Annotated in this window: 24 protein-coding genes and 1 pseudogene; 21 read left to right on the top strand and 4 right to left on the bottom strand. The window is 65.1% G+C overall.

From position 1 onward, the window contains the following. Window positions 1-93: 93 nt before the first annotated feature. The 5 genes from PKE71_RS11330 (at window position 94) to mdh (ending at window position 3,970) form a co-directional block, all read left to right on the top strand. A complete protein-coding gene (locus tag PKE71_RS11330; RefSeq protein WP_271187088.1) occupies window positions 94-1,446 on the top strand; it encodes a Fic family protein in 1,353 nt (450 codons plus the stop codon). Window positions 1,447-1,462: 16 nt separating this feature from the next. Continuing rightward, window positions 1,463-2,140 (top strand): O-methyltransferase, encoded by a 678-nt coding sequence (locus PKE71_RS11325; protein WP_271187087.1) that lies wholly within the window; start codon window positions 1,463-1,465, stop codon window positions 2,138-2,140. 100 nt (window positions 2,141-2,240) lie between these two features. Beyond that, window positions 2,241-2,690 (top strand): hypothetical protein, encoded by a 450-nt coding sequence (locus PKE71_RS11320; RefSeq protein WP_271187086.1) that lies wholly within the window; start codon window positions 2,241-2,243, stop codon window positions 2,688-2,690. Further along, window positions 2,687-2,896, top strand: coding sequence for a helix-turn-helix transcriptional regulator (locus tag PKE71_RS11315; protein WP_271187085.1), 210 nt, complete (start codon window positions 2,687-2,689; stop codon window positions 2,894-2,896). Before PKE71_RS11320 ends, PKE71_RS11315 begins: the two co-directional genes overlap by 4 nt. Before the next feature lie 111 nt (window positions 2,897-3,007). After that, complete coding sequence (mdh, locus tag PKE71_RS11310) at window positions 3,008-3,970, top strand: malate dehydrogenase (RefSeq protein WP_271187084.1); 963 nt, start codon at window positions 3,008-3,010, stop codon at window positions 3,968-3,970. An 80-nt stretch (window positions 3,971-4,050) separates the two neighbouring features. Here mdh and PKE71_RS11305 read toward each other — a convergent pair whose 3' ends face one another. Continuing rightward, window positions 4,051-4,566, bottom strand: a complete 516-nt coding sequence (locus PKE71_RS11305) for a tryptophan-rich sensory protein (RefSeq protein WP_271187083.1) — start codon at window positions 4,564-4,566, stop codon at window positions 4,051-4,053. A 200-nt stretch (window positions 4,567-4,766) separates the two neighbouring features. Between PKE71_RS11305 and PKE71_RS11300 the strand changes: the two genes are divergently transcribed. Further along, complete coding sequence (locus PKE71_RS11300; RefSeq protein ID WP_271187082.1) at window positions 4,767-5,306, top strand: GNAT family N-acetyltransferase; 540 nt, start codon at window positions 4,767-4,769, stop codon at window positions 5,304-5,306. 19 nt (window positions 5,307-5,325) lie between these two features. After that, entirely contained in the window at window positions 5,326-6,165 is an 840-nt protein-coding gene (locus PKE71_RS11295) for a universal stress protein (RefSeq protein WP_271187081.1), read from the top strand. Window positions 6,166-6,171: 6 nt separating this feature from the next. Here PKE71_RS11295 and PKE71_RS11290 read toward each other — a convergent pair whose 3' ends face one another. Next, window positions 6,172-6,921 (bottom strand): LytTR family DNA-binding domain-containing protein, encoded by a 750-nt coding sequence (locus PKE71_RS11290; RefSeq protein WP_271187080.1) that lies wholly within the window; start codon window positions 6,919-6,921, stop codon window positions 6,172-6,174. A gap of 149 nt (window positions 6,922-7,070) precedes the next feature. On the opposite strand from PKE71_RS11290, the gene PKE71_RS11285 reads away from it, so the two are divergent. The 14 genes and pseudogenes from PKE71_RS11285 to PKE71_RS11220 all read left to right on the top strand — a co-directional run bounded on the left by PKE71_RS11285 (window position 7,071) and on the right by PKE71_RS11220 (window position 23,840). Then, window positions 7,071-7,493: a DUF2141 domain-containing protein gene (locus tag PKE71_RS11285; protein ID WP_271187079.1), complete on the top strand. Its 423-nt coding sequence runs from the start codon at window positions 7,071-7,073 to the stop codon at window positions 7,491-7,493. Next, a pseudogene (locus tag PKE71_RS11280) lies at window positions 7,402-9,018 on the top strand (carotenoid oxygenase family protein). The gene PKE71_RS11285 and the pseudogene PKE71_RS11280 overlap by 92 nt, the downstream one beginning before the upstream one ends. A gap of 6 nt (window positions 9,019-9,024) precedes the next feature. After that, window positions 9,025-9,444, top strand: a complete 420-nt coding sequence (locus PKE71_RS11275) for a DUF2306 domain-containing protein (protein WP_271187078.1) — start codon at window positions 9,025-9,027, stop codon at window positions 9,442-9,444. 57 nt (window positions 9,445-9,501) lie between these two features. Further along, window positions 9,502-10,365 (top strand): hypothetical protein, encoded by an 864-nt coding sequence (locus tag PKE71_RS11270; RefSeq protein WP_271187077.1) that lies wholly within the window; start codon window positions 9,502-9,504, stop codon window positions 10,363-10,365. A gap of 90 nt (window positions 10,366-10,455) precedes the next feature. Next, window positions 10,456-10,884 (top strand): TQO small subunit DoxD, encoded by a 429-nt coding sequence (locus tag PKE71_RS11265; protein WP_271187076.1) that lies wholly within the window; start codon window positions 10,456-10,458, stop codon window positions 10,882-10,884. 260 nt (window positions 10,885-11,144) lie between these two features. Next, window positions 11,145-12,569 (top strand): hypothetical protein, encoded by a 1,425-nt coding sequence (locus PKE71_RS11260; protein WP_271187075.1) that lies wholly within the window; start codon window positions 11,145-11,147, stop codon window positions 12,567-12,569. Between the two features lie 85 nt (window positions 12,570-12,654). After that, window positions 12,655-13,956, top strand: a complete 1,302-nt coding sequence (locus PKE71_RS11255) for a hypothetical protein (RefSeq protein ID WP_271187074.1) — start codon at window positions 12,655-12,657, stop codon at window positions 13,954-13,956. A 105-nt stretch (window positions 13,957-14,061) separates the two neighbouring features. Next, a complete protein-coding gene (gene sucC, locus PKE71_RS11250; RefSeq protein WP_271187073.1) occupies window positions 14,062-15,261 on the top strand; it encodes an ADP-forming succinate--CoA ligase subunit beta in 1,200 nt (399 codons plus the stop codon). Continuing rightward, complete coding sequence (gene sucD, locus PKE71_RS11245; RefSeq protein WP_271187072.1) at window positions 15,261-16,169, top strand: succinate--CoA ligase subunit alpha; 909 nt, start codon at window positions 15,261-15,263, stop codon at window positions 16,167-16,169. Before sucC ends, sucD begins: the two co-directional genes overlap by 1 nt. A 272-nt stretch (window positions 16,170-16,441) precedes the next feature. Beyond that, the gene (locus PKE71_RS11240) at window positions 16,442-19,423 is read left to right on the top strand and encodes a 2-oxoglutarate dehydrogenase E1 component (RefSeq protein ID WP_271187071.1); all 2,982 of its coding nucleotides are present in this window, start codon (window positions 16,442-16,444) and stop codon (window positions 19,421-19,423) included. 38 nt (window positions 19,424-19,461) lie between these two features. Continuing rightward, window positions 19,462-21,036 (top strand): 2-oxoglutarate dehydrogenase complex dihydrolipoyllysine-residue succinyltransferase, encoded by a 1,575-nt coding sequence (gene odhB, locus PKE71_RS11235; protein ID WP_271187070.1) that lies wholly within the window; start codon window positions 19,462-19,464, stop codon window positions 21,034-21,036. An 84-nt stretch (window positions 21,037-21,120) separates the two neighbouring features. Further along, window positions 21,121-21,555, top strand: a complete 435-nt coding sequence (locus PKE71_RS11230; protein ID WP_271187069.1) for a hypothetical protein — start codon at window positions 21,121-21,123, stop codon at window positions 21,553-21,555. Between the two features lie 124 nt (window positions 21,556-21,679). Then, window positions 21,680-23,083, top strand: a complete 1,404-nt coding sequence (lpdA, locus tag PKE71_RS11225; protein WP_271187068.1) for a dihydrolipoyl dehydrogenase — start codon at window positions 21,680-21,682, stop codon at window positions 23,081-23,083. Window positions 23,084-23,294: 211 nt separating this feature from the next. After that, window positions 23,295-23,840, top strand: a complete 546-nt coding sequence (locus PKE71_RS11220; RefSeq protein WP_271187067.1) for a GNAT family N-acetyltransferase — start codon at window positions 23,295-23,297, stop codon at window positions 23,838-23,840. A gap of 6 nt (window positions 23,841-23,846) precedes the next feature. Here PKE71_RS11220 and PKE71_RS11215 read toward each other — a convergent pair whose 3' ends face one another. Beyond that, window positions 23,847-24,158, bottom strand: a complete 312-nt coding sequence (locus PKE71_RS11215) for a winged helix-turn-helix domain-containing protein (protein ID WP_271187066.1) — start codon at window positions 24,156-24,158, stop codon at window positions 23,847-23,849. Then, on the bottom strand, window positions 24,159-24,773 hold the full coding sequence (locus PKE71_RS11210; protein WP_271187065.1) for a hypothetical protein: 615 nt from the start codon (window positions 24,771-24,773) through the stop codon (window positions 24,159-24,161). Window positions 24,774-25,203: the final 430 nt, after the last annotated feature.

Here is a 25,203-nt window from a genome sequence, read left to right as displayed (position 1 = left end):
AAATTATCCTCGATGCAGCCCTATAAAAGCTTAACTTCATGATTTTGAAGCGAAACATATTGGCGCCTCGATAGACATTTATGGTGCATAAAAATGAAGCCGCTTCCCACCCCTCCCGATGCCCGGGAAATCCTCAGCGCCATGATAAGCAAGGATCCGGAAGCGGCGATGACATTCATAACGGCTCGCCCGGAAGACCATAAGGGCCGCTATCTGCACTGGGAAAAGCTGAAGCGGCTTCCGCCGCCGGATGGGCTGACGCCGGAGCAATACTGGGCAATCACCAAACTCAGCCGGGAGAAAGCGCGACGGGAAATACCCCTCAGCCAGAAGGCTGGAAACGCCTTCTGGTTCACAGAGCCGCGCATTCTCTTTTCGGCGCTGCGCGATCTGGATATGACGAGCGGGGGATCGATCCTCACGCGTGGCCATGACCTCAACGCGGAGGATCAGAGGCGTTATCTCGCGCGCTCCCTTGTCGAGGAACCTTTCTCGAGTTCGGTTCTCGAGGGGGCAGCGACGACACGTCAGGCCGCACGCGAGATGATTGAATCCGGCAAAACGCCACGCACGCGTGACGAGCGCATGGTCCTCAACAACTACAATGCCTTGCGGTTCGTCAAATCGCTCAGTGACACGCCTCTGACGCCGGAGCTTATCCTGGAAATCCATCATATCGTGACGGTCGGCACGCTCGACAGTCCCGAAAAGTGCGGCGTCCTCCGCGATGATGGCGATGACATCACGGTACAGGACGAAATCACCGGTGATGTCCTGCACGTCCCGCCAGGCGCCGCCAGTCTGCCGGCGCGTCTGGAGGCGCTTTGTGCTTTCGCCAATGCGGATCACAGGGACGGCGAGTTCATCCATCCGATCCTCAAGGCAATCATCCTGCATTTCATGATCGGATACGATCACCCCTTTGTCGATGGCAACGGACGGACCGCCCGGGCCCTGTTCTACTGGTATGTCCTGAAGGCCGACTACTGGCTGCTCGAATATGTCTCGATCTCGAAAACCATCATGGAAGCTCCCGTTCAATACGGGCGCGCCTATCTGGAAACCGAAAGCGATGACGGCGACCTGACCTATTTCCTGATCGACCAGGTCAATGTGCTCAAGCGGGCCGTCGCACAGCTCTTCGAGTATGCAGAGCGTCGCAAAACCCTTCTGGACCAGTTTGCGGGTGCGCTGAGGGATGAGAGCCTGAACCATCGTCAGACCTTTCTTCTGAACGACGCCGCGCGCGGCAGAGTGAGGCAGGTCACGATCGCGGAGCACCAACGGCAGCAAGGGGTTTCGTACCTTACGGCGCGGGCCGATCTGGAAGATCTGGTCGAGCGGCGCCTGTTCAGGAAGAAAAAACAGGGACGGACCAGCCTCTATATTTCGGCGCCAGATCTCGTCCGGCGGCTCGGCGGGGAAGAGGCGCCCGGTTACTCGTGAGCAAAAGGAGATAACCATGTCCGGCTCGATCGGCCTCGACGAAACCCTGGCGGCCTATGTGCAGGCCGCCAATCCGCCCGAACACGCCGTGCTGGCCCGCTGCCGCCGGGACACCGATGCGATGGGCGATATCTCGCGCATGCAGATCTCGCCCGAGCAGGGCGCCTTCATGCAGATGTGCGCGCGGCTGACCGATGCGAAGATTGCGGTCGAGGTCGGTGTGTTCACCGGCTATTCGGCGCTGGCGACCGCGCTGGTGATGAAGGAGCGGCACGGGTCCGCGGCGCGCCTCTATGGCTGTGACAACTCCGAGGAATACACCGCTCCTGCGCGCCGCTATTTCGAGGATGCCGGTGTCGACGATGTCATCGATCTGCGGATCGGCGAGGCCCGCGACACGCTGGAGGCCCTGAAGGACGAGATCGGCGGCCGCGCCGACCTGATGTTCGTCGACGCCGACAAGACCGGCTATGACGCCTATTACGAGGCTGGCCTCGACCTCTTGCGGCCCGGCGGGCTGATCCTGTTCGACAACATGCTCTGGAACGGCGATGTCGCCGATCCCGGCCGTGTCGCTGCCGATGCCGACACGGCCGCGCTGAAGGCGCTGGCGGACAAGGTGCGCGACGATGCCCGTGTGCACAGCGCCTTCACGGCCGTGGGCGACGGTATCCTGATGGCGATCAAGCGTTAGTCGCTGACAGTGGCCCCGCCGGAGCATCTGAAAAGTAACCTTGACGTTCCATTGTGTCACCTTTAGGTAACTTGTACTTACAGGTGACACGGAGGGGTCAATGACCGAAATTTCCAAACTGGTCCGGATGCGCAATCGCTGCCTGGGGCTGGCCGCCCTTTCCTTCCTGGTCTGGCAGTTGATGCAGGGGCTGGAAGATGTCCTGCCGGAATCCTCGGTCGCTTTTGGCGTGATACTCGTTACCGGCCTAGTCGGGATTGGCGGTTTCGTGGCCGCGATGCTGGTCTTCCTCGTCTATGCCGGCAAGGTGACCGAGACGCGGACCCAGGCGGTGATCGAGGACGAGCTGTTCGCCCACAACCAGGCGCGGGCGGTGCGCTTTGGTTATATCGCGCTGATGGTGCTGGTCGCCGGCGGCTATGGCGCGTCGAGCTTCGTCGACATTCCGTCCGGACACATGATCCGCGTTCTGATGGTGACCGGCGTCTGTGTGCCCATTTTCGCCTTCCTGTGGCTGGACCGGGCCTCCGGCGAGGAGGAGGGCGAATGACGGCGGACGGGCTGGAGAACCGGCTGCGCGAGCTGCGGGCGAGGGACGGTCTCACCCAGGCCCAGCTGGCGGAAAAGGTCGGCGTGACGCGCAAGACCATCAACACGGTGGAGAACCGGGTCTTCGTGCCCTCGACCATTCTGGCACTGAAACTTGCCGCGGCGCTGGAGGTGCCGGTCGAGGAGATTTTCTCGCTGGAACGGTGAGGCGCGGGGCTCGCAGGGCAAGTGTGACGTTTTCGCCGCCTTGCCCAAGGCGCCGTGCAGCGCTAGACCGCTGGCCAAGCATTGGAACATCCCGAAAGAGGAGCTCTCCCCATGGCCCGAAACAAGATTGCGCTGATCGGATCCGGCATGATCGGCGGCACGCTCGCCCATATCGCCGCGCGCGAGGAACTGGGCGATGTCGTCCTGTTCGACATTGCCGAAGGCGTAGCCAAGGGCAAGGCGCTGGACATCGCCGAGGCAAGCCCGGTCTTCGGCAAGGACAGCAAGCTGGCCGGTTCCGACGACTATGCCGCCATTGAAGGCGCCGATGTCTGCATCGTCACCGCCGGCGTACCGCGCAAGCCGGGCATGAGCCGTGACGACCTTCTGGGCATCAATCTGAAAGTCATGAAGGCCGTCGGCGAAGGCATCGCCAAATACGCGCCGAACGCTTTCGTGATCTGCATCACCAACCCGCTCGACGCGATGGTCTGGGCGCTGCGTGAATTCTCCGGCCTGCCGCACAACAAGGTTGTCGGCATGGCCGGCGTGCTGGACTCGGCCCGCTTCCGCCACTTCCTGGCCGACGAGTTCGCCGTGTCCGTCGAAGACGTCACCGCCTTCGTGATGGGCGGCCATGGCGACACGATGGTGCCGCTGCTGCGCTACTCCACCATTGCCGGCATCCCGGTTCCGGACATGATCGAGATGGGCTGGTCGACCCAGGAGAAGATGGACGCCATCGTCGACCGCACCCGCAAGGGCGGCGGCGAGATCGTCGCGCTGCTGGGCACGGGCTCGGCCTTCTACGCGCCTGCGGAAAGTGCCATCGACATGGCGGTCTCCTACCTGCGCGACAAGAAGCGTATCCTGCCCTGCGCCGCGCACCTGACCGGCCAGTTCGGCCAGAACGACCTCTATGTCGGCGTGCCGGTCGTGATCGGCGCCGGCGGTGTCGAGAAGATCGTCGAGATCTCGCTCAATGAGGACGAGCAGGCGATGTTCGACAACTCTGTTGACGCCGTGAAGGGCCTCATCGAGGCCTGCAAGGGCCTCGAGCCGTCGCTGGGCTGATCGTCTCAGCGCGGGACCAACATGACAGAGCCGCCGGTCGTCTGGCCGGCGGCTTTTTCATGCCCGGAATGCGCCAGGCGTCAGAGAATGCCCGCAGTCAGCGGTCCGCCGGTATTCAGCCGCATGAGCTCGAAGCCGAGAACGAGAAGAAGGCTCTGCCAGGCGAAGGGCACCCACATCAGCACGCCGGCCGGCCGGGAGCTGCGTCCGGCGAACCAGGTCGCAAATACGGTGAACACCCACATGCCCAGCGCGGCGACAAAGCCCAGCGAAACGTCACGTGTCGAGAAAAACAGCCAGATCTGGACCGGCAGTCCGATCAGGAAGAGCGCGATGAAGCCGCTCGCCAGCCAGTGGATCATTCCGGCGCCGGCGCGCTGGTTGATCCACAGCGCGATCACCACGAAGGCGGGGATGAAGAGGCCGATCAGGTTGAGCAGCGTATAGCCGGGAGTCCAGTGCGGGGCGTTCAGGCCGGTCAGCCAGGTGAAGGCGCCGGTCGCATGGATCCAGCCCGACAATCCGCCCGCCAGGCTGGACACGGCAATCAGGTAGACCAGCAGTGTCACAATGCCCGGACTGCGCTTTCCGTCCATAGCCCCAAACTCGAACAAACTACTCACCGGACATAACCTGCAAACGGCACGCCAGTTCCCTGGACATTCCGGCCCCGTTCGCGCGGCATCCTAGCCCTGCCCCGTGACATTGTGGCGCTCTGGGCGGTCATAAAGAATGCGTGTATTCATCTGATGGATTTCCGGTTGACCGGATCGCGCCAAACCCGTCGACTCCGCCCATGACCCAGACCGTTCTTGAAACCGACCGTCTCATTCTGAGACAGCCCGATCTGTCGGACTTCGAACCCCTGTGCGAGCTGATGGGCGACGAGACCGTGACCCGCTTCATCGGCGGCGTTCAGGACCCGGCGCAAGTCTGGCGATCCCTGTGCGGCATTGTCGGGCACTGGGAATTGCGCGGCTACGGCTTCTTCAGCGTGATCGAGAAGGAGACCGGAACCTGGCTTGGCCGGGTCGGCCCCTGGTATCCGCATGGCTGGCCGCAGCCGGAGATCGGCTGGTCGCTGAACCGGCACAGCTGGGGGCGCGGCTATGCGTCCGAGGCCGGCGCCGCTTGCATGGACTATGTGTTCGACCGCCTGGGTTGGCGCGATGTGGTGCATCTGATCGACAGCGACAACATACCCAGCCAGCGCGTCGCCGAGCGTCTGGGCTCGCGCAATCTGGGCCGCCGGGTGGAAGTCGCCGGATTTCCCGGCATGGAAGTCGATATCTGGGGCCAGGACGCGGCCGGCTGGCGGGCGCGTCCGCAATCATGATCTGACGCAGGAGCGTGGCATGGAAATCAAGCGCATTCTCACCGTGATCGAGGGCAGCGAGCAGGATGAGCCGTTGCTGCGCCAGGCGCTGGCGCTGGCTGTCCGCCACGATGCGCGCCTGGACGCGCTGTTCGTGCGGCGCAATGCGGCGTCCGGCGGCGATTTTCTCGGCGACACCTTCTCCACCTACGGTATGGAGACGGTTCTGGAGGCGCTGGACGATGCCGCGGCGGAAGCCAGCGTGCGGGCGCACGAGGCCTTTGAACGGGTCGCCGACGATGCACCGCCGAGCCATCTGGGGCGTCTTGCCGAATTTGTCGGTCTGCCGGAGGCGGCGCTGGCCCAGGAAGGCCGGCTGAGCGATCTCGTGGTCATGGCCCTGCCGGACGGCGACAGCGCCCGCCATCAATTGAGTGCCATCAAGATCGCCGCCTGCGAGAGCGGCCGGCCGCTGCTTCTCCTGCCGGCCAGGCGGTCGCCGGAGGCACCGCTGGACAAGGCGATGATCGCCTGGGACGGCTCGCTGGAAGCCTCGCGCGCGGTGGCGGGGTCACTGCCGCTGCTCGAGATGGCCTCATCGGTGAAGGCGGTTCATGCCGGCACCGATCATGAGGACGCGGCCCAGCTGTCACGCCTGGCGAATTATCTCGACCGGCACGGGGTCACCGCCTCGACCGAAACGCTGACGATCGACCATCGCTCGATCGCGCGCACGCTGATCGAGGCGGCCAGCGCCGCGGATATCGATTTTCTGGTCATGGGCGGTTTCGGCGCGCCGGGCTGGCAGTATGCGCTGGGGCGCGACGACACGACGGCGCTGCTCAAGGGCACCGACTTCGCCATTCTCATGGTGCACTGAGCGGGATCAGTACCAGCCCGCTTCGCGCAATTTGGGAGCATAGGTGCGGCTGACGGGTGCCTGGACACCGTTGATCAGGGTCAGCGTCGCCCGGCCGTCGCCGCGGCTGACCCGTTCCACCGCGTCGCGCGCCACCCACCAGGAGCGGTGCGTGCGGGCGCCGTCGAGGGTTTCGACCGCTGCGATGGCATCGCCCAGCCGCATCAGGATCAGACCGTCGCCTGCCTCGGTGTGCACACGCAGATAATGATCCTCGGCCTGCAGCGCCAGCAGGCGCGCCCGGCGCAGATGCGGCGGCAGTTTCCCGGTGAGTGCCGGCCCGGGTGTGGCTGTGCCCGTGTCCGCACTTTCGCCCTGGCCTTCTCTGGCGCGGTCCAGATAGACCGAGACCAGGGTGACGGCCACCGACACCACCCAGACCATGAAATAGACGACGGGGAGCTGGATGATCCGGAAGGCCGGTCCCATCACGGCCTGCAGGATGATGACGGCGGCGCTGACCGGGATGGCGACGAGCGTTGCCAGGACGAGGCTTAAAAGAAGCGGTGTCAGATCCGGGTAGAGCCGCGCCAGCCAGGCGGTAAAAACCTGTCCGCTGATCCAGCCGATCGCCATCAGGCCGGTCCAGTACAGCCAGACCCCGGGGACGCCGAGATTGTGGCTGTCATAGGGGCCCAGGATCGACATCAGCGTGCCGACGGCGAGGATGACGCCGACGGTCGGCAGGGTCTTGCGGATCTGTTCGGTTGAAATCATGCCGGTCATTCACGAAGCGCGAATGAACACCTAGCGCAATTCGCGCAGCCCGGCAGCCCGTTTGCGCAATCCGTGTTTCGCGGCTTCGCACGGCGCGTCATCCCTGTTTGCAACCCCGGCACAGAAGCCGGACCAACAGGGAGACACGCATGATCACGATTTCGACGCTCGTACTGGCCGCCGCCACGGCGCTCTCCGTAGCCCAGACCGGCGAGGCCGAGCTGACAGTGTCCGTGACCGGCATCCAGCAGGCCGGCGGCCAGCTCGTCGTCGGGCTCTATGCCTCCGGTGAGGACTGGGATTCCGGCAGTGCCGCGGCCGGCCAGTATGTGCCGGTCGAGGGCGACAGTGTCAGCTTCACTTTCGCGGACCTGCCGGCCGGCAGCTATGGCATCAAGCTCTATCACGACGTCGATGGCGACGGTGACATGGATACCAATCTGATGGGCATCCCGACCGAACCCTTCGGTTTCTCCAACAATGCCCGCGGCCGCTTCGGTCCGGCCAGCTGGGACGATGCCGTCTTCACCGTCGAGCCGGGCAGCAACGCCCACGCTCTGGATCTGCGCTAGGGAGGGCAAGATGCAGACAAGCCGCAGGGAAATGCTGTCCATCCTGGCCGCCGCGGGTGGCGCGGCAGGCCTGTCGGGGCCGGCCTTCGGTCTCCTGTCGACCGATCCGGTCCTGGCCGCCTTCGAGGCGGCCGCGGCCAGTGACCCGTGGACGCTGGGCATGGCCGACGCTCCGGCCGGAGGCCGTGACGCGGTCGCCGAGCGTCTGCAGGGCCGTCTGCCCTCCGGCCTGTCCGGCGTTCTGCACCGGAACGGTCCGGCGCGCTTCACCCGCAATGACTGGCGCTATCGCCACTGGTTCGACGGTGACGGCATGGTCCACGCCTGGCGGTTGACGCCGGGCGAGCCAGTCACCCACCACGCCCGCTTCGTGGAAACGCGCAAATGGCTGGCCGAAGAGGATGCCGGCCGCTTCCTGATGCCGACTTTCGGTTCGGTGCCGCCGAACAGCCAGGGCATGCGCGGTCCGGACGACATGAATGCGGCGAACACGTCGGTGATGATGATCGACGGGGCGCTGATGGCGCTGTGGGAAGGCGGTTCGGCCTGGGAGCTGGATCCGGACACGCTGGAATCCCGCGGTGCCAAGGTCTGGGGCGAGGGCCTGTCGGGCCTGCCCTTCTCGGCCCACCCGAAAACCGATCCGGACGGAACGATCTGGAATTTCGGCCAGGCGCCGATGCAGGACGCGCTGGTGATCTGGCATATCGGTGCCGACGGACAGCTGCGCCGTGCCGACTTGGTCGGCGATGTGCCGGGCGGCATGATCCACGATTTCGCCGTCACCGACCGTTCGCTGGTCTTCCTGGTGGGCAATCTGATGTGGGACCGGGCGCGCCTGCCCTATCTGGACAGTTTCGTCTGGGATGACAGCCGGGCGATGCGCGTCGTCGCCATCGACAAGGCCGACTGGTCGCAGCGCCGTGTGTGGGATCTTCCGCCGGGCTTCCTGTTTCATATCGGCGGTGCCTGGGAAGAGGCCGATGGCACGATCCGTGTCGATGCGGCCCTGTCCGACAATGCCCGCTTTGCCACCGAGGGCGCCCGCGATGCCATGCGCGGCCATGTGCGCCCGGAGACCGACAGCACCAGCCGCATGCGGCTGATCACGCTGCGGCCCGGCGGCCGGTTCGAGCAGGCCGAATTCGCCGACAGCTATGCCGAGTTCCCGCAGATCGATCCGCGCTATACCGGTCTTGAGCGCCGTTTCACCTGGCATGTCGGCTAGTCGGACAATCAGCTGCAGGGCGCCTCGCAACTGGTGCGCCGCGACCTGGCGTCCGGCGAGACCCGGCGCTTCGATTTCGGCAGTGACATCGTCGTCGAGGAGCCGCTCTTCATTCCGGCGAGCGATCGGGCGCAGGAAGGCGAGGGCTGGCTGGTCCATACCGCGCTGAACAAGCGGGCCCGGGCGAGCGAGCTGCATGTCTTCGATGCCCGGCGTGTCGATGACGGGCCGGTGGGCAGCTGGCGTCTGCCCTATGCCAATCCCTACGGCTTCCACGGCTGCTGGCGTTCGCTCTAGGAGGCGATGATGGATCTCGGCGCCTTTGCCGCCGCACCGGCGGTGATCCAGCTTCACGCGATCTGTGCCACCGGTGCGCTCGTGCTCGGGGCGGTGCAACTGGCCGGCCCCAAGGGCACGCTGCCGCACCGGACGCTGGGCGTGGTCTGGGCGGGACTGATGGCGGTTACTGCGGTGTCGGCCTTCTTCATCCACGAGATCAATGAGGGCGGGTTCTCGCCCATTCACCTCTTCATCCCGCTCACCCTGTTCGGTCTGGTCGGCCTGGCCCGTTCGATCCAGACTCGCCGGTGGCGCCGGCACCGGATGATCGTGACGAGCCTCTATTTCGGCGCGCTGATCATTCCCGGCCTGTTCACCTTCGTGCCCGGCCGGCTGATGCATGACATGTTTCTGGCCGGTTTTCTGGCCGGTCCGGCCGGGTGAGCGATTGACGGGGCGCGGCTGGCTTGCCACCTTTGCGTGCAGCCAGCGGAGCCTCCCATGAAACGCGTCCTGTCCTGTCTCGCTGTGCTCGTCCTGAGCGCTGCTTCAACCCCCGCCTTCGCCCAGCGCACCGTGATGGTCGAGGTGTGCAACGAAACCGGCTTCCGGGTTGCCACGGCCGCAGCCTACCGGACCGGACCCACGCAGGACCGGACGCTGCAGACCTGGTTTCTGGTCGATCCGGGCGAATGCCTGGATGGCGGGCTGAACGGTGTGACGGGCGAGAGTGTGGATCTGCATGTGATGTCGGGCGAGTGGTTCTGGCCGCGCGGCGAAGGCGATGCGGTGTGGTGCGTTCCTGCCTCGTCATCGACATCGCTCGCGACGACGGAGCCCTGTACCGCCGGACGCGTGCCGCGCGCCTTCCGCTCGACCCCGATCGGGATTACCGGCCAGCGCGGCCCCGGCGGCCGCAATGTCGGACGCGTGCAATGGCGGATCGCCTGTGACGGGCTGGCAGCAGAGGACGCAACCCTGTGTCCCGGCGCGCCGGTGGATTCGCAGGGCCTGGCCCGGCCGGTCCGGACGCTGGAAGTGTGCAATCTTGTCAGCCGCGACATCGAGGTCGCCGTGCTGGATGCCATGCCGGACGGGAATTTCGCGCTGGACGGCCTGCATACCGTGCCGGCGGAGGGATGCGCGGATGTCTATCGCGGCTTTCCGCAAACCGACACGCTGATGGTGGCCGAGATCGGTGTCTTTCACGAACGCCAGGAGGGGCAGTTCTGTCTGCCGGTCCCCGATGACGGGGTCGAGCGCATGATGTCGGATCAGTGCGCAGCGGGCGAGGCGCCGGTCGGGTATCGCCTGCACGGTTTCGGAGAGCGCACGGCCCGCTATACCGCCTATATCGGCCGCTGAGCGGGCCGGTATTCGCGCCTCGGGCGTAGGCGCTTGCGGGGCGTGTCCGGCTTGGGCATGGTCCGTCCGGCAGGATTTCCGGGGGGAAAGATGGACAGCGCCGGCGCAGCCGCCAATGCGGAACGCTTCATGCCCGACTGGCTGGTCGGCGGTCTCCTGCGCCTGGCGCTGGTACCGGGCCTGTGGCTGTGGGGGCGGGCGCATGCTGCCGCCTGGCCCGGCGTCGACCCGGCCCTGATCCATGCCGCCGAAATCTGGTCAGTCCCGGTGATCTCCGCGGCACACCTGGCCCAGATCGCCGTCTGGGGGACGCAGATCTGCGCCGGCCTGCTGCTGATCGGCTTCCTGACGCGTCTGGCGGGACTGGTGCTGCTGGCAGCCGCCGGCGTCTATGCGGCCTGGATCGCGCCTGAGGCCTGGCCGGCGGCGGCCGTCTTTGCGGCGGCGGCCTTCTACCTGTTTGCCCGGGGCGGCGGCGCCCTGTCGGTCGACGGGGCCATCGTGGCGACGACACGCTAGAGCAACCCCGTTGAAGCCGGACTGGTCTTTCGAACAGCAGAGCCGGCTCACGCGTCTGCGGAAAGCATCCGAATTCATAACTTATGCGTGCCGGGTGTGCGGTAAGCCGCGGCTAACCCAGCGCCCGCTAGACCTTGTTCTGCATTTGAATCAAAGGCCCCGCAAATCCTTCGGAGTTTCGTGAAGCATGCTGGCTAGCATCGGAATGTTTCCGTACCGCTCTTTCGAGCCTTGGGAGAACCGCAGCACAGGTCGCCGCCATGGATGTCGAAACGATGAAACGCCTGAAGACCGCGCTCGCCGGGCGTGCTTCGGTCGATATCGGGCATTTCCAGTGGATCAATCTCGATATGGTTCGCGCCGAAGCCGCCGAACAATGGGACAATCTGCGCGAAAAGGTCTACAGCGCCGCGGCGCATTTCATCGAGAAACGGCTCGGGCCGAACGATGTGATGCTGCGCTGCCGCGGCGGTTTCATCATCATCTTTGCAGACTATACCGGCGATGACGCGGCGGCGCAGACGGAGGTGATCTCGCAGGAGCTGAACTGCTTCTTCCTGGGCGACCGCATCCTGCAGCGCCTGGAAATCTCCTCGAAGAGCCAGACCGTCTCGATGGCCGAACTGGCGGACATGGTTGCAGGGGGCTCGGCCGAGGACGACAAGGCGGCCTCAGCCGCCCGCCGCAAGCCGGTGCGCAAGGACGCAAAAAAATCCAGGAGTGTCGGGCACTGGCAGGCGCTCAAGCACGAGAAGGCCGCCGGGACCGCCGTGTCCTCGTCGATCGGCCACTGGCGCGGCGATCTGGCCGGGCTCTACAGCGACGCGCCGGACGATTCCATTCTGGCGCTCTCGGGCGCCGATTCCGCCGATTTCGATGTTGCCGCCAAGCGGTGGTCGCACTCGACCGCCGATCTCTTCTCCGATCTCGACAAGACCTGGGACGACATTGTCTTCATGCCGTCCTGGGATGTGCGCTTCGGCTATATCACTGCCAATTTCTGCCTGGCCCGCCGCAAGTATCGTGGCCGCATGCTGTTCGGGCGCGATACGCTGCTGGGCAATGCGGCGCCGGACCTGCACCGGCTGCTCGACCATTCCGTCGCGATCGCCGCCCAGCGCGGCTTCATGCGGCGCTATGTAGAGGGGATGAAGTGCGCCATCGCCATCCCGGTCAATTACGACACGATTATCGGCCCGTCGGACCGGGTGCGCTATTTCTCCATCCTGCAATGCATGCCCCAGAAGGTCCGCAAGTATTTCTACCTGCGGGTCGACAACATCCCGGACGGTGCGCCCCAGGGCCAGATGGAGGAATTGTTCCGCGCCATGCGCTGTTTCGGCTCGAACATCCTGGCCAAGATCCCCGTCGGGACTATCCAGCTCGGCCGGTTCGAGAATTGCGGCATTACCCTGTTTTCCTCCGAGCTGCCGGCGCCGGATGCGAGCGGGCATATCAAGGAAAACGTGCTCAAGCAGTTGACCGCCGAGGCGGTGTCGATCGAGCGCTTCGGTGCCCGCGGCTGCCTGACCAATGTGGCGACGTTCGAACAGCTCGACGCCGGCCTGAATGCCGGTTTCCAGGTGTTCATCGGCGATGCGGTCGGCGAGGCCTCGACCCTGCCGGTGCCGCTGCAGCCCTGCCTGCTCGACGATCTGCGCGACAGGGCCAGCGACGCGGCCTGACGCGGGCCACGGCCGGCTTACCGATTGGCAAGACCTTGCAGGCTAGCCTCGCGGCGCGGGATCGGGTCCCCGGGGAAGTGCTGCCATGTCGCCGGAACTCAAGAACAAGCTGAAGACCGTGCTGGCGGGGCGCGGCTCTGTCGATATGGGGCAGTTCCGGTTCCTCAATCTCGACCGGGTTCGCGAGGAGGCCGGCGAGGACTGGCCACGCCTGCGCGACAAGATCTACGAGGTCGCGGCCCACTTCATCGAGAAGCGTATCGATGCGGCCGATGTGGTGATCCGCTGCCGCGGCGGTTTCATGATCGTGTTCGCGATCCTCGATCCGGATGCGGCCGAGGCTCGCGTCACCGGCATCGCCGCCGAGCTGGAGCGCTTCTTCCTCGGCGACCGGCGGCTGGAGATGATCGAACTGGTCGCCGATGCACGCAGCGTGACCACGGCCGAACTGCTGGAGATTGTCGCCCAGGCGCAGGACGAGTCCCGTGCCGCTGCCGGGCCTGCGCCGGAGGACAAGACCGGGGCAGCGCGAGAGACAGCGCCGCGCTGGCAGGCCGTCGAGGCGGGTACGAAGAAATCCGCCGGTGCCGCTGTCCGGCCCGCGCCCCCGGCTGCCGGCAGGCTGCCCTGGGACAGTATCGTCTTCCGGCCGGTCTGGGATGCGCGGCGTGGTGCGCTGATCCACAATGTCTGCATCGCCCGCCGGGTGGTGAACGGGTTTGCGGTCCACGGCCGCGACACGCTGATGGGGCGCGACGAGCCGGAATTGCACCACATGCTGGACAGGGCCGTCGCCCGCGCCGCCCAGCGCGGCTTCCAGAAGGCCCGGACGGCCGGCGGTCCCTGCGCCGTGGTGATCCCGGTGCACCATGCCACGCTGGTCTCCGTGTCGCGGCGTCTGGACTATATCGGCGTATTGCAGTCGGTTCCCGCACCGATGCGCCGCTTCTTCCGGCTGCGGATCGAGGGCGTACCTGCCGGCGCGCCGATCGGCCGCACCCAGGAAATCTTCCGCTCGCTGAAACCGCTGGCCGCCGAACTGATGGTCAAGCTGCCCTTCGGCGATATCGATCTGCAGCGTTTCGAAGGCTGCGGGGTCGGTGTGTTCGATGCGGATACGCCATCGCGCATCAATGAGGGCGGACCTGACGATGCGCAGGTCGCGGCGCTGACCGACTGGACCGCTTCGGCCCGGGCCATGAAGGCGGAAACGGCGCTGGCCGAGGTCGGGAATACCGGCTTTCTGCAGGTCGCGATTGCTGCCGGCGTGCGGTATTTTTCCGGCGCCGCGATTGCTCCGGATGCGGAATTGCCCCGCCCGCCCATGACCCTGCCGCTGGCCCGGATCGTCGAAAACGCCGGCGATCAGGACCGCCGTCCGGCCTAGTCAGGTGCGGCGCAGGCGAATGCGTTGCGCTTGGCCGGGCCAGTGTTATAAGGCGGGTCCTGTCTGGCCATTTCTTCGCTTTTATCCTCCCGCGAGGCCCCATCTATGAATATTCATGAACATCAGGCGAAAGCCGTCCTGAAGACCTTCGGTGCACCGGTTGCCGAGGGCGTTGCCATCTTCTCCGCCGACGAGGCCGCTGCTGCGGCCGACAAGCTGCCCGGACCGCTCTGGGTGGTGAAGTCGCAGATCCATGCCGGCGGTCGCGGCAAGGGCAAGTTCAAGGAACTTGGCCCGGATGCCAAAGGCGGTGTGCGCCTGGCCTTTTCCAAGGACGAGGTGATCGCCCACGCCAGGGAAATGCTCGGCAATACGCTGGTGACGCACCAGACGGGCCCCGAGGGCAAGCAGGTCAACCGCCTCTACATCGAGGACGGTGCCGACATCGCCCGCGAGCTGTACTGCTCGCTGCTGGTGAATCGCGAGACCGGCAAGGTCGCCTTCGTGGTGTCCACCGAGGGCGGCATGGATATCGAGCAGGTCGCGCACGATACGCCGGAAAAGATCCACACGATCGACATCGATCCGGAATACGGCGTCACCCAGGGCGATGCGGTGCGGATCGCCGAAGCGCTGCACCTGCATGACGTCGCCCGCGACGACATGATGGAACTGGCCCCGACGCTCTACAAGGCCTTCACCGAGAAGGATATGAGCCTGCTGGAGATCAACCCGCTGATCGTGATGGAGAACCATCACCTGCGCGTGCTCGACGCCAAGGTCTCCTTCGACGGCAATGCGCTGTTCCGTCATCCGGACATCATGGAATTGCGCGACACGACCGAAGAGGACGCCAAGGAAATCGAGGCTTCCAAGTACGATCTCGCCTATGTGGCGCTGGACGGCAATATCGGCTGCATGGTCAACGGCGCGGGCCTGGCCATGGCGACGATGGACATCATCAAGCTCTACGGCGCCGAGCCGGCGAACTTCCTCGATGTCGGGGGCGGCGCGTCCAAGGAGAAGGTCACCGCGGCCTTCAAGATCATCACCGCCGACAAGAATGTGAAGGGCATCCTGGTCAACATCTTCGGCGGCATCATGCGCTGCGACGTGATCGCGGAAGGCGTGGTTGCGGCCGTCAAGGACGTGGGCCTGCAGGTGCCGCTGGTCGTGCGCCTGGAAGGCACGAATGTCGAAAAAGGCAAGCAGATCATCAATGAAAGCGGTCTCAACGTGATCGCCGCCGACGATCTCGACGATGCCGCCCAGAAGATTGTCGCCGCCGTGAAGGAGGCCGAATAATGTCGATCATCGTAGACAAGAACACCAAGGTCATCGTCCAGGGCCTGACCGGCAAGACGGGCACCTTCCACACCGAACAGGCGCTGCAATACTACGGCACCCAGATGGTGGCCGGCGTGCACCCGAAGAAGGGCGGCGAAAGCTGGACCTCGGGTCTCGATGCCTCCGCGGAACTGCCGATTTTCGCCACTGTGGGCGAGGCGAAGGAAGCCACTGGCGCCGACGCGTCCGTGATCTATGTGCCGCCGGCCGGTGCCGGTGCCGCGATCATCGAGGCGATCGATGCGGAAATCCCGTTCATCGTCTGCATCACCGAAGGCATTCCGGTGATGGACATGGTCAAGGTCAAGGCCAAGCTGGACAAGTCCAAGTCGATGCTGCTGGGCCCGAACTGCCCGGGCATCCTGACGCCGGAAGAGTGCAAGATCGGCATCATGCCGGGCCAGATCTTCAAGAAGGGTTCGGTGGGCGTCGTCTCGCGTTCGGGCACGCTGACCTATGAAGCCGTGTTCCAGACCTCCCAGGTCGGCCTCGGCCAGACCACGGCGGTGGGCATTGGCGGCGACCCGGTGAAGGGTACCGAATTCATCGACGTACTGGAAAAATTCCTGGCCGACGACGAGACCCGGTCGATCATCATGATCGGCGAGATCGGTGGTTCTGCCGAGGAAGACGCTGCGCAATTCCTGGCCGACGAAGCCAAGAAGGGCCGCAAGAAGCCGACCGTCGGCTTCATCGCCGGCCGCACGGCGCCTCCGGGCCGCACGATGGGCCATGCCGGTGCCATCGTCTCCGGCGGCAAGGGCGGCGCGGAAGACAAGATCGCAGCCATGGAAGCGGCCGGCATCAAGGTTTCGCCGTCCCCGGCCCGCCTCGGCACCACGCTGGCGGAGCTGCTGAAGGGCTAGTCTCTTCTCGCATCGCGACCTCAGAAGACCCCGCTCCGGGAAACCGGGGCGGGGTTTTTCGTGCGCTCCGATGTTTTGCCCTGAGGCACGCCTCCCTCTCCCCTGGGAGCAGGGGGGTACCGGCTCGTCCCTGCAAACCCCACTGTCACCAAGTTGTCAGCAGACCGGGGGAAAACGGTACTGTTCGTTGGACATCCGTCCTAGATGATTGCTTAACCGTCCTTGTGTAGCGACGCATACAGACACACTCCTGACTCAGGCCCTTTCCCCCAATGTCTGACCAAAGCCGATCCCCCGAAAACCAGTCCTTCCTGGACACGTCATTCCTGCAGGGCGCCAACGCCGTCTATCTCGAACAGATGGCCGCCGCCTATGCCAGGGACCCTGGCTCGGTGCCGCCGAGCTGGAAAGCCTTCTTCGACGCCATGGGCGATGCCCCGGCCGATGCAAGCCATGCGGCGCGCGGTCCGGCGTGGAAACGGCCCGGCTGGCCGAAGGCGGCCAATGGCGATCTGGTCTCGGCACTGGGCGATATCGGTCCGGACGAGGCGGCGATGGTCGACAAGGTCGCCGAGCATGTCGCCGCGACCAGCCCGGGCGCCGACGCGGCAGAAATCCGCCGTGCGACCCAGAATTCCATCCGCGCCATCATGATGATCCGCGCCTATCGCATGCGCGGCCATCTGGCGGCCGACCTCGACCCGCTGGGGCTGACCGATTTCGGCTACCAGGCCGAGCTGGACCCGGCGACCTACGGCTTTACCGGGGCGGCGCTGGACGAGGAAATCTTCATCGACGGCTATCTCGGCCTTGAGACCGCCACGCCGCGCCAGATGCTCGACATCCTCAAGCGCACCTATTGCGGCCCGATCGGTGTCGAGTTCATGCACATCTCCAACCCGGAAGAGAAAGCCTGGCTGCAGGCCCGCTTCGAGGGGCCGGACAAGGACATCTCCTTCACGCCCGAGGGCAAGGTGGCGATCCTGTCCAAGCTGATCGAGACCGAGCGCTTCGAGCAGTTCCTGCACAAGCGCTATCCGGGCACCAAGCGTTTCGGTGCCGATGGCGGCGAGGCGATGGTTCCGGCGCTGGAACAGATCATCAAGCGCGGCGGCGCGATGGGTGTCGAGGACATCATCATCGGCATGCCGCACCGCGGCCGCCTGAACATCCTGGCCGCCGTGATGGGCAAGCCCTATCACCAGATCTTCCACGAATTCCAGGGCGGCAATACCCAGGGCGAGGAAGAGTTCGGCTCCGGCGACGTGAAATACCATCTCGGCGCCTCCTCGGACCGCGAGTTCGACGGCAACAAGGTGCACCTGTCGCTGACCGCCAACCCGTCCCACCTCGAGGCGGTCGATCCGGTTGTGCTGGGCAAGGCCCGCGCCAAGCAGGAAGAGAATTGCCGCAAGGCACCGGGCACGCCGCGCTCCTCCGTGCTGCCGCTGCTGCTGCACGGCGATGCGGCCTTTGCCGGCCAGGGCATGGTAGCCGAGTGTTTCGGCCTCTCCGGCCTGCGCGGCCACCGTACGGGTGGCGCGATCCACTTCATCGTCAACAACCAGATCGGCTTCACCACCGACCCGAAGGACAGCCGGTCCAGCCCCTATCCGTCGGATGTGGCGCTGATGGTCCAGGCGCCGATCTTCCACGTGAATGGCGACGATCCGGAAGCCGTCACCCACGCCACCAAGATCGCCACGGAATACCGCCAGCTGTTCGGCAAGGACGTGGTGATCGACATGATCTGCTACCGCCGCTACGGCCACAATGAGGGCGACGACCCGACCTTCACCCAGCCCATCATGTACCGCATCATCAAGGACATGCCGCCGGTGCGGAAGAAATACCAGGACCGGCTGATGGAAGAGGGCGTTCTCACCGCGGCCGAGGCCGAGGCGATCGAGAACGAGTTCGACACCTTCCTGGAAAACGAGTTCAACGCCGGCAAGGATTTCGAGCCGAAGAAGGCCGACTGGCTGGACGGCCGCTGGTCGGGCCTGGGCCTGCCCGAGGATGACGAGCGCCGCGGCGAGACTTCGGCCACGATCGAGCGCCTCAAGGCGGTCGGCGATGCGATGACCCGCATCCCGAACGATATCAATATCCATCGCACGCTGAAGCGGGTCATCAACGGCCGGCGCGAGGCGATCGAGCAGGGTGAGGGCATTGACTGGGCGACGGCCGAGCATCTGGCTTTCGGCACGCTGCTGACGGAAGGCTTCCCGGTTCGCCTGTCCGGTCAGGATTCCGGCCGCGGCACCTTCTCGCAGCGTCACTCGCACATAATCGACCAGGAAACGGCCGAGCGTTACACGCCGCTGAACAATCTGGCGCCCGAGCAGAAGAAATACGAAGTCATCGACTCGATGCTGTCCGAAGAGGCGGTGCTGGGCTTCGAATACGGCTACTCGCTTTCGGCCCCGAACACGCTGGTGATGTGGGAGGCCCAGTTCGGCGATTTCGTGAACGGCGCCCAGGTGATCATCGACCAGTTCATTTCGTCCGGCGAGCGCAAATGGCTGCGCATGTCCGGCCTCGTGATGCTGCTGCCGCACGGCTATGAGGGCCAGGGTCCCGAGCACTCCTCGGCACGCCCCGAGCGTTTCCTGCAGCTGTGCGCGGAAGACAATATGCAGGTCGCCAACTGCTCGACGCCTGCGAACTATTTCCACATCCTGCGCCGGCAGATCCACCGCAATTTCCGCTCGCCGCTGGTGATCATGACGCCGAAAAGCCTGCTGCGTCACAAGCGCTGCGTGTCGACGCTGGCCGCGATGGGGCCGGGCTCCTCCTTCCACCGCGTCCTGTGGGACGATGCCGACGAGAAGCGGCCGGAAGGCGAGATCCGCCAGACCTCGATCAAGCTGCAGGCCGACGAGAAGATCCGCCGCGTCGTGATGTGCACGGGCAAGGTGTATTACGATCTGCTGGAGACCCGTGAGGAGCGCGGCATCGACGACATCTACCTGATGCGGGTGGAGCAGCTCTATCCCTTCCCGTACAAGGCGGCGATGGCCGAGCTGGCGCGTTTCCCGAACGCCGAGGTCGTGTGGTGCCAGGAAGAGCCGCGCAATATGGGCTACTGGACCTTCGTCGAGCCCAATATCGAATACGTCCTCGGCAAGATCGAGGGCAAGGCGGAGCGGCCGCGCTATGTCGGCCGTGCGCCGACCGCCTCGACGGCGACCGGCATCGCCGCCAAGCACAAGCAGCAACAGGAAGCTCTGGTCGACGAAGCCCTCGCCTAGGGCGCGCGATCATTCTCTTTGACAGAGGAAGAACCGACATGACCGATATCACCGTTCCGCAGCTCGGCGAGAGTGTCACCGAAGCCACGGTGGGCAGCTGGCAGGTGAAGACCGGCGATGCCGTCTCCAGGGACGATGTCCTGGTCGAGCTGGAAACCGACAAGGTCGCCGTCGAGGTCCGCGCCGAGGAAGACGGCGTGATGGGCGAAATCTCCGCCCAGGAAGGCGACACGGTCGAGATCGGCGCCAAGCTGGGCGTGCTCGATGCCGGTGGCAAGGCTGCCACCAGGGGCGGCGACAAGGATAGCGCCAAGGCTGAGGAGAAGCCGGCCGAGTCTGATGCCGGTAAGAAGGCCGCCAAGCCGAAGTCCGATGACAAGCCGGCCGATGGCGGCAAGGGCGGCGAGACGGTCGAGGCGACCGTTCCGCAAATGGGTGAAAGCGTCACCGAGGGCACGATCGGCTCCTGGCTGGTCAAGGTCGGCGACACGGTCGAGATCGACCAGGCGCTGGTCGAGATCGAGACCGACAAGGTGGCCGTCGAAGTGCCGTCGCCGGTGGCCGGCAAGGTCGCCGAACTGCTGGTCGGCGAGGGCGATACCGTATCTCCGGGCGATGCCGTCGCGAAGATCGCGGAAGGTGCCGGCGGCTCGGCAGCGGCCTCTTCGGACAGCCAGGACGACAGCAAGGCTGAAACCGCTTCGGGCGGCGACAAGAAAGCCATGCCGTCGGCCTCGCGCGTGATCGAGGAGAACAAGCTGGATGCCGGTTCCATCGAAGGCTCCGGCAAGGATGGCCGCATCACCAAGGGCGATGCGCTGAAGGCCGCGGAAGCCGCCAGCAAGGCCTCGACCTCCGCTCCGGCCCCGGCGCCGTCGGCTCCGGCCCCGTCTGCCGCGCCGCGCGAAACCGGTCCGCGTGAGGAACGCGTCCGCATGACGCGTCTGCGCCAGACGATCGCGAAGCGCCTGAAGGATGCCCAGAATTCCGCGGCGATCCTGACCACCTATAACGAGGCCGACATGTCGGCCATCATGGCCGCCCGCAAGGCCCACCAGGAAGCCTTCGTCGCCAAGCACGACGTGAAGCTCGGCTTCATGAGCTTCTTCATCAAGGCCTGTGTCTCGGCGCTGAAGGAGATCCCGGCGGTCAATGCCGAGATCGACGGCACCGACATCATCTACAAGAATTATTACGACATGGGCGTGGCGGTCGGCACCGACCGGGGTCTCGTCGTGCCGGTCGTGCGCGATGCCGACCAGATGTCGCTGGCCGAGATCGAGAAGGAAATCATCCGTCTGGGCAAGCGTGCCCGCGACGGCAAGCTGTCGATCGAGGAGATGCAGGGCGCGACCTTCACGCTCTCCAATGGCGGCGTCTACGGCTCGCTGATGTCGATGCCGATCCTCAACGCCCCGCAATCGGGCATTCTGGGCATGCACAAGATCCAGGAGCGCCCGGTCGCCGAGAACGGCCAGGTCGTGATCAAGCCGATGATGTATCTCGCGCTGAGCTATGACCACCGCATCGTCGACGGCAAGGAAGCCGTCACCTTCCTCGTCCGCGTGAAGGAAAACCTGGAAGACCCGCAACGCATGCTGTTCGACCTCTAGGCCGGCAAGGTCCTCACCGCCCGAAATTTCTTTATTCCCAGAGCTCCCGCCGGATTGGGTTAAGCCTTCCGGCGGGAGTTTTTCATGCGTGCAACCACTGCGTTCTCGACGGTATTCAAGGGCCTGGTCGTGCTCCGGGTCAGCTATGCAGTGCTGCTGTTCAGCGGCACAATGGCCTACCGGCTCAGCGGAGACGGTCCGTTCGCCATCGACGAGCATGTGGCGACTATGCTGCAAAGTTTTCCGCTGTGGTACTTCCTGGTGTGGGGCGGTTTTGTCGGCGGCTATGCGCTTGCGGCGCTGATGCTCCTCCTGCGCTCATGGCTGGCCCTGCCCGTGTATGCGATCGCCTTCACGGTCGACTTCCTCCTCTCGCTCTACTGGTTCCAGCAGCCGGGCATGGACCGTGCCTATTCCGGCAGCGCCAATCTGGTCGAATGGGGGCTCAACGCCTTCGACCTCACCGTCATCGCCGTGCTCGTGCTGGCCGGATCCGTTTTCACGCGGGATCCTGACTGATCCGTGCATGCCTGCCTTGCGCGCGAAGCTGCCAATCGGGGCAGATCGGGCCTTACTTTTGCGCACGATCATGGGCATATAGGCTGCAAGTCCGACCGATCATTCCAGCTCTTGCGAGGCGACCATGTCCGAACCCTACGACGTCGTGATCATCGGGGGTGGCCCCGGTGGCTATAACTGTGCCATCCGTGCCGGCCAGCTGGGCCTCAAGGTGGCCATCGTGGAAAAGCGCGGACGCCTCGGCGGCACCTGCCTGAATGTCGGCTGCATCCCCTCGAAAGCCCTGCTGCACGCGTCCGAGCTGTATGAAGCGGCGGACAAGGAATTTGCCGGCCTGGGCATCAGGACCGGCGGTCTGGAACTCGACCTGCCGCAAATGCTCAAGCAGAAGGACGAGGCCGTCGATGGCCTGACCAAGGGCATCGAATTCCTGATGAAGAAGAACAAGGTCGACTATCTCGTCGGCAAGGGCCGCATCGCCGGTGCGGGCAAGGTCGAGGTGGAGACCGAAGAGGGCAAGCAGACGCTCGACACCAAGCATATCGTGATTGCGACCGGCTCCGAGGTGACTCCGCTGCCGGGTGTCGAGATCGACGAGAAGCGGGTCGTGTCGTCCACCGGTGCGCTGTCGCTGGAGAAAGTCCCCGGCAAGCTGGTGCTGATCGGCGCCGGTGTGATCGGCCTGGAACTGGGCTCGGTCTGGCGCCGTCTGGGCGCGGATGTGACGGTCGTCGAGTATCTCGACCGTATCCTGCCGGGCATGGATGGCGAGCTGGCCAAGAACGCCCAGCGCATCTTTGCCAAGCAGGGCATGGAATTCCATCTCTCCACCAAGGTCACGGGCGTCGATGCCTCCGATGCCGACACCCTGAAAGTGACGATCGAGCCGGCCGAAGGCGGTGAGGCCAGGACGCTGGAAGCCGACACGGTTCTGGTCTGCATCGGCCGCCGTCCCTATACCGAAGGTCTGGGCCTGGAGAATGTCGGCATCGAGACCGACAAGCGCGGCGTGATCGCCAATGACCACTTCCGTACGTCTGCGGAAAATGTCTGGGTGATCGGCGACTGTACCAGCGGCCCGATGCTGGCCCACAAGGCCGAGGATGAAGGCACGGCCTGCGCGGAACGCATCGCCGGCAAGGCCGGTCATGTGAATTACGGCGTCATCCCGGGCGTGGTTTACACCGCGCCGGAAATCGCCGCGGTCGGCAAGACCGAAGAAGAGCTCAAGGCGGAAGGCCGCAAGTACAAGAAGGGCAAATTCCCCTTCCAGGCCAATTCCCGGGCGCGCACCAATCACCAGACCGAAGGCTTCGTGAAGATCCTGGCCGATGCCGGGACCGACGAAATCCTGGGGGCCCACATGATCGGGGCCAATGTCGGCGAGATGATTGCCGAGATCTGCCTGGCCATGGAATTCCAGGCGGCGTCCGAAGATATCGCCCGCACCTGCCATCCGCACCCCACCCTGACCGAGGCGATCCGCCAGGCGGCGATGGGTGTGGAAGGCTGGACCATGCAGGCCTGACGCTGTCGCAAAGCCCCCGGCGCTGTCGCAAAGCCGACGTGAAGCCCGCCTAGACTCTGCGTGATTCGCCTGTGCCGCAGGCGGCGGGCTGCGATACAGCTGCGATACGGGCGCCGGCCGGATTTCCGGCGGACAAGCGGGCCCGTTTCGGGCACAATCAGGATGGACGTTCCGGGCGGCAGCTGCGGCTGTCCGGACGCAAGGCCGGGACATGGACCAAGCGCTGATGCCGACACAGATCGAAATCGCTTCGCCGCGCCTGCGGCTGGTCGCGCTGGACCCGCGTCTGGCGGCCCTGCAGGTCGATGACCGCCAGGCCTTCTTCGACGCGCTCGAGGTCGAGCCCGAACCGTCCTGGCCACCGGAGCTGACCGATGAGACGGCGATGCGCCGGCTCCGCGAGACACTGGACGCTCACCCCGAGCAAACCGGCTGGCGGGCCTGGGTCTTCATCTCGCCCGTCATGCACCGCCTGCTCGGCAGTGGCGGTTTCATGGGCGCGCCGGATGCCGAGGGCGTGGTGGAGATCGGCTATTCCATGCTGACCTCCTGGCGCGAGCAGGGGCTGGCGACCGAGGCGGTCAACACACTCCTGCAATGGGCCTATTCCCACGACACGGTGAAACAGGTGGTGGCCCGCACACCCGACGATCGCGATGCCGCTCACCGGGTGCTGGAAAAGGCGGGCTTCGTGCAGGCGGGTCATGAGGGCGATGTGATCGCCTGGACCCATGAGCGCAGCCGGCTGGCGGCCTGAGCGGCTTCAGTTTCCAGGCGTGTCGCCGAGCAGTGTCCGCAGCTGGTCGAGATAGGCCAGCCAGGCCTTTCGACCCGCTTCTGTCAGCGCGGCGCGGGTCTGGGGTTTGCGGTCGACAAAGCTTTTCTCGACCGACACATACCCCGCATCTTCCAGCTTTCTCAGATGAACCGAGAGATTGCCGTCGCTGGCACCGGTCTTCTGCTTGATCTCGGCAAAGGTGGCGCTGCTTGCCGCCGAAAGCAGCGCCATGATGCCCAGGCGCAGGCGGCCATGGATCGTCTCGTCGATCCGGGAGGCGTCGAATTCGGCGCCCATCTACGCCGCCTCGCCGGCCGGTTCCCCGCGCAGCAGGATGACGCCGGGCGCGATGGCCAGGATTGCCACCGCGGCGGCGCTGAACAGGTAAAGCTCCGGCGTGCCGGCCAGGCTCATACCGCCGCCGCAGGCCAGCCACGCGATCAAGGACATCGGCCGCATCCAGCGCGGTCCGCCCAGGCTGGCGGACACCCAGAAGGAGACGCCATAGCCGCCGAAGGCGACCAGCGGGATGGTGTCGAACAGGATCATGTCACCCCGTCCCAGCACCAGCGCGACAACGGCGCCGATCGCATAGGCGGCGACCAGCCACATCACCCCGTTCCACACCGCGCTCTCGCCGCGATTATTGATCGCACCCATACCGGGCTTGTTGCGCAGGGCGCGGCCGAGAAAAGCGGTGCCCGTCATGCCGATCAGCCCGTAGGCCATCCAGACAAAGCCCACGAGGTTCGGCTCGATCCCGGCCTGGCCGGTGATGATGAACCAGTGCGCCAGAAGCGCCGGCGCGGCGAGCCCGCCCCACCAGATGAAGAAACGCCCGGCGAGGGACGGTGCTTGCTGGCCGGCTTCAGCCACAGAGCGCAGATAGGCAAGATCGGCATCGTTCGACATGATGTCCTCCAAGAACTTTACAAATTAAAGTACAGCGTTTTCGGAGACGTGCAAGCGCGGGTTTTCGGGGCGGGTTGTTGTGGGTTGGTGCGGGCTGGGGCGGAGAGAAGGGGCGGAGAGATGAGGTGGGCGTTTGTCTGTCTGGGGCTGTTTTTGTCCACTCTCTCCGCTCGCTCCACTTCCCCCGGCCTTGTGCCGGGGCCCGGCTGAGCCTGCTTCTGAAACGCCGCCAGACCCCGGAATAAATCCGGGGAAAGCGTCACTCTCTCTTTCTTCCCCACCTCGTGGGGAAGTGGGCCGCGGCGTTAGCCGCGGGTCGAAGGGGCCGGCGCCGAGCGCCGGGAGGCGGTGGAGCTTGTCGCTGACACATCGCCGCTGGCGCGGCGCCCCTCCGTCTCGCCGCCTTGCGGCGATCCACCTCCCCATAAAA

Origin of the sequence: Maricaulis virginensis (assembly GCF_027922185.1) — a bacterium.
GTDB classification, from domain to species: Bacteria; Pseudomonadota; Alphaproteobacteria; order Caulobacterales; family Maricaulaceae; genus Maricaulis; species Maricaulis virginensis.
Note: the sequence above shows the minus strand (reverse complement) of the source record. Positions and strands in the feature narration are given on the sequence as shown.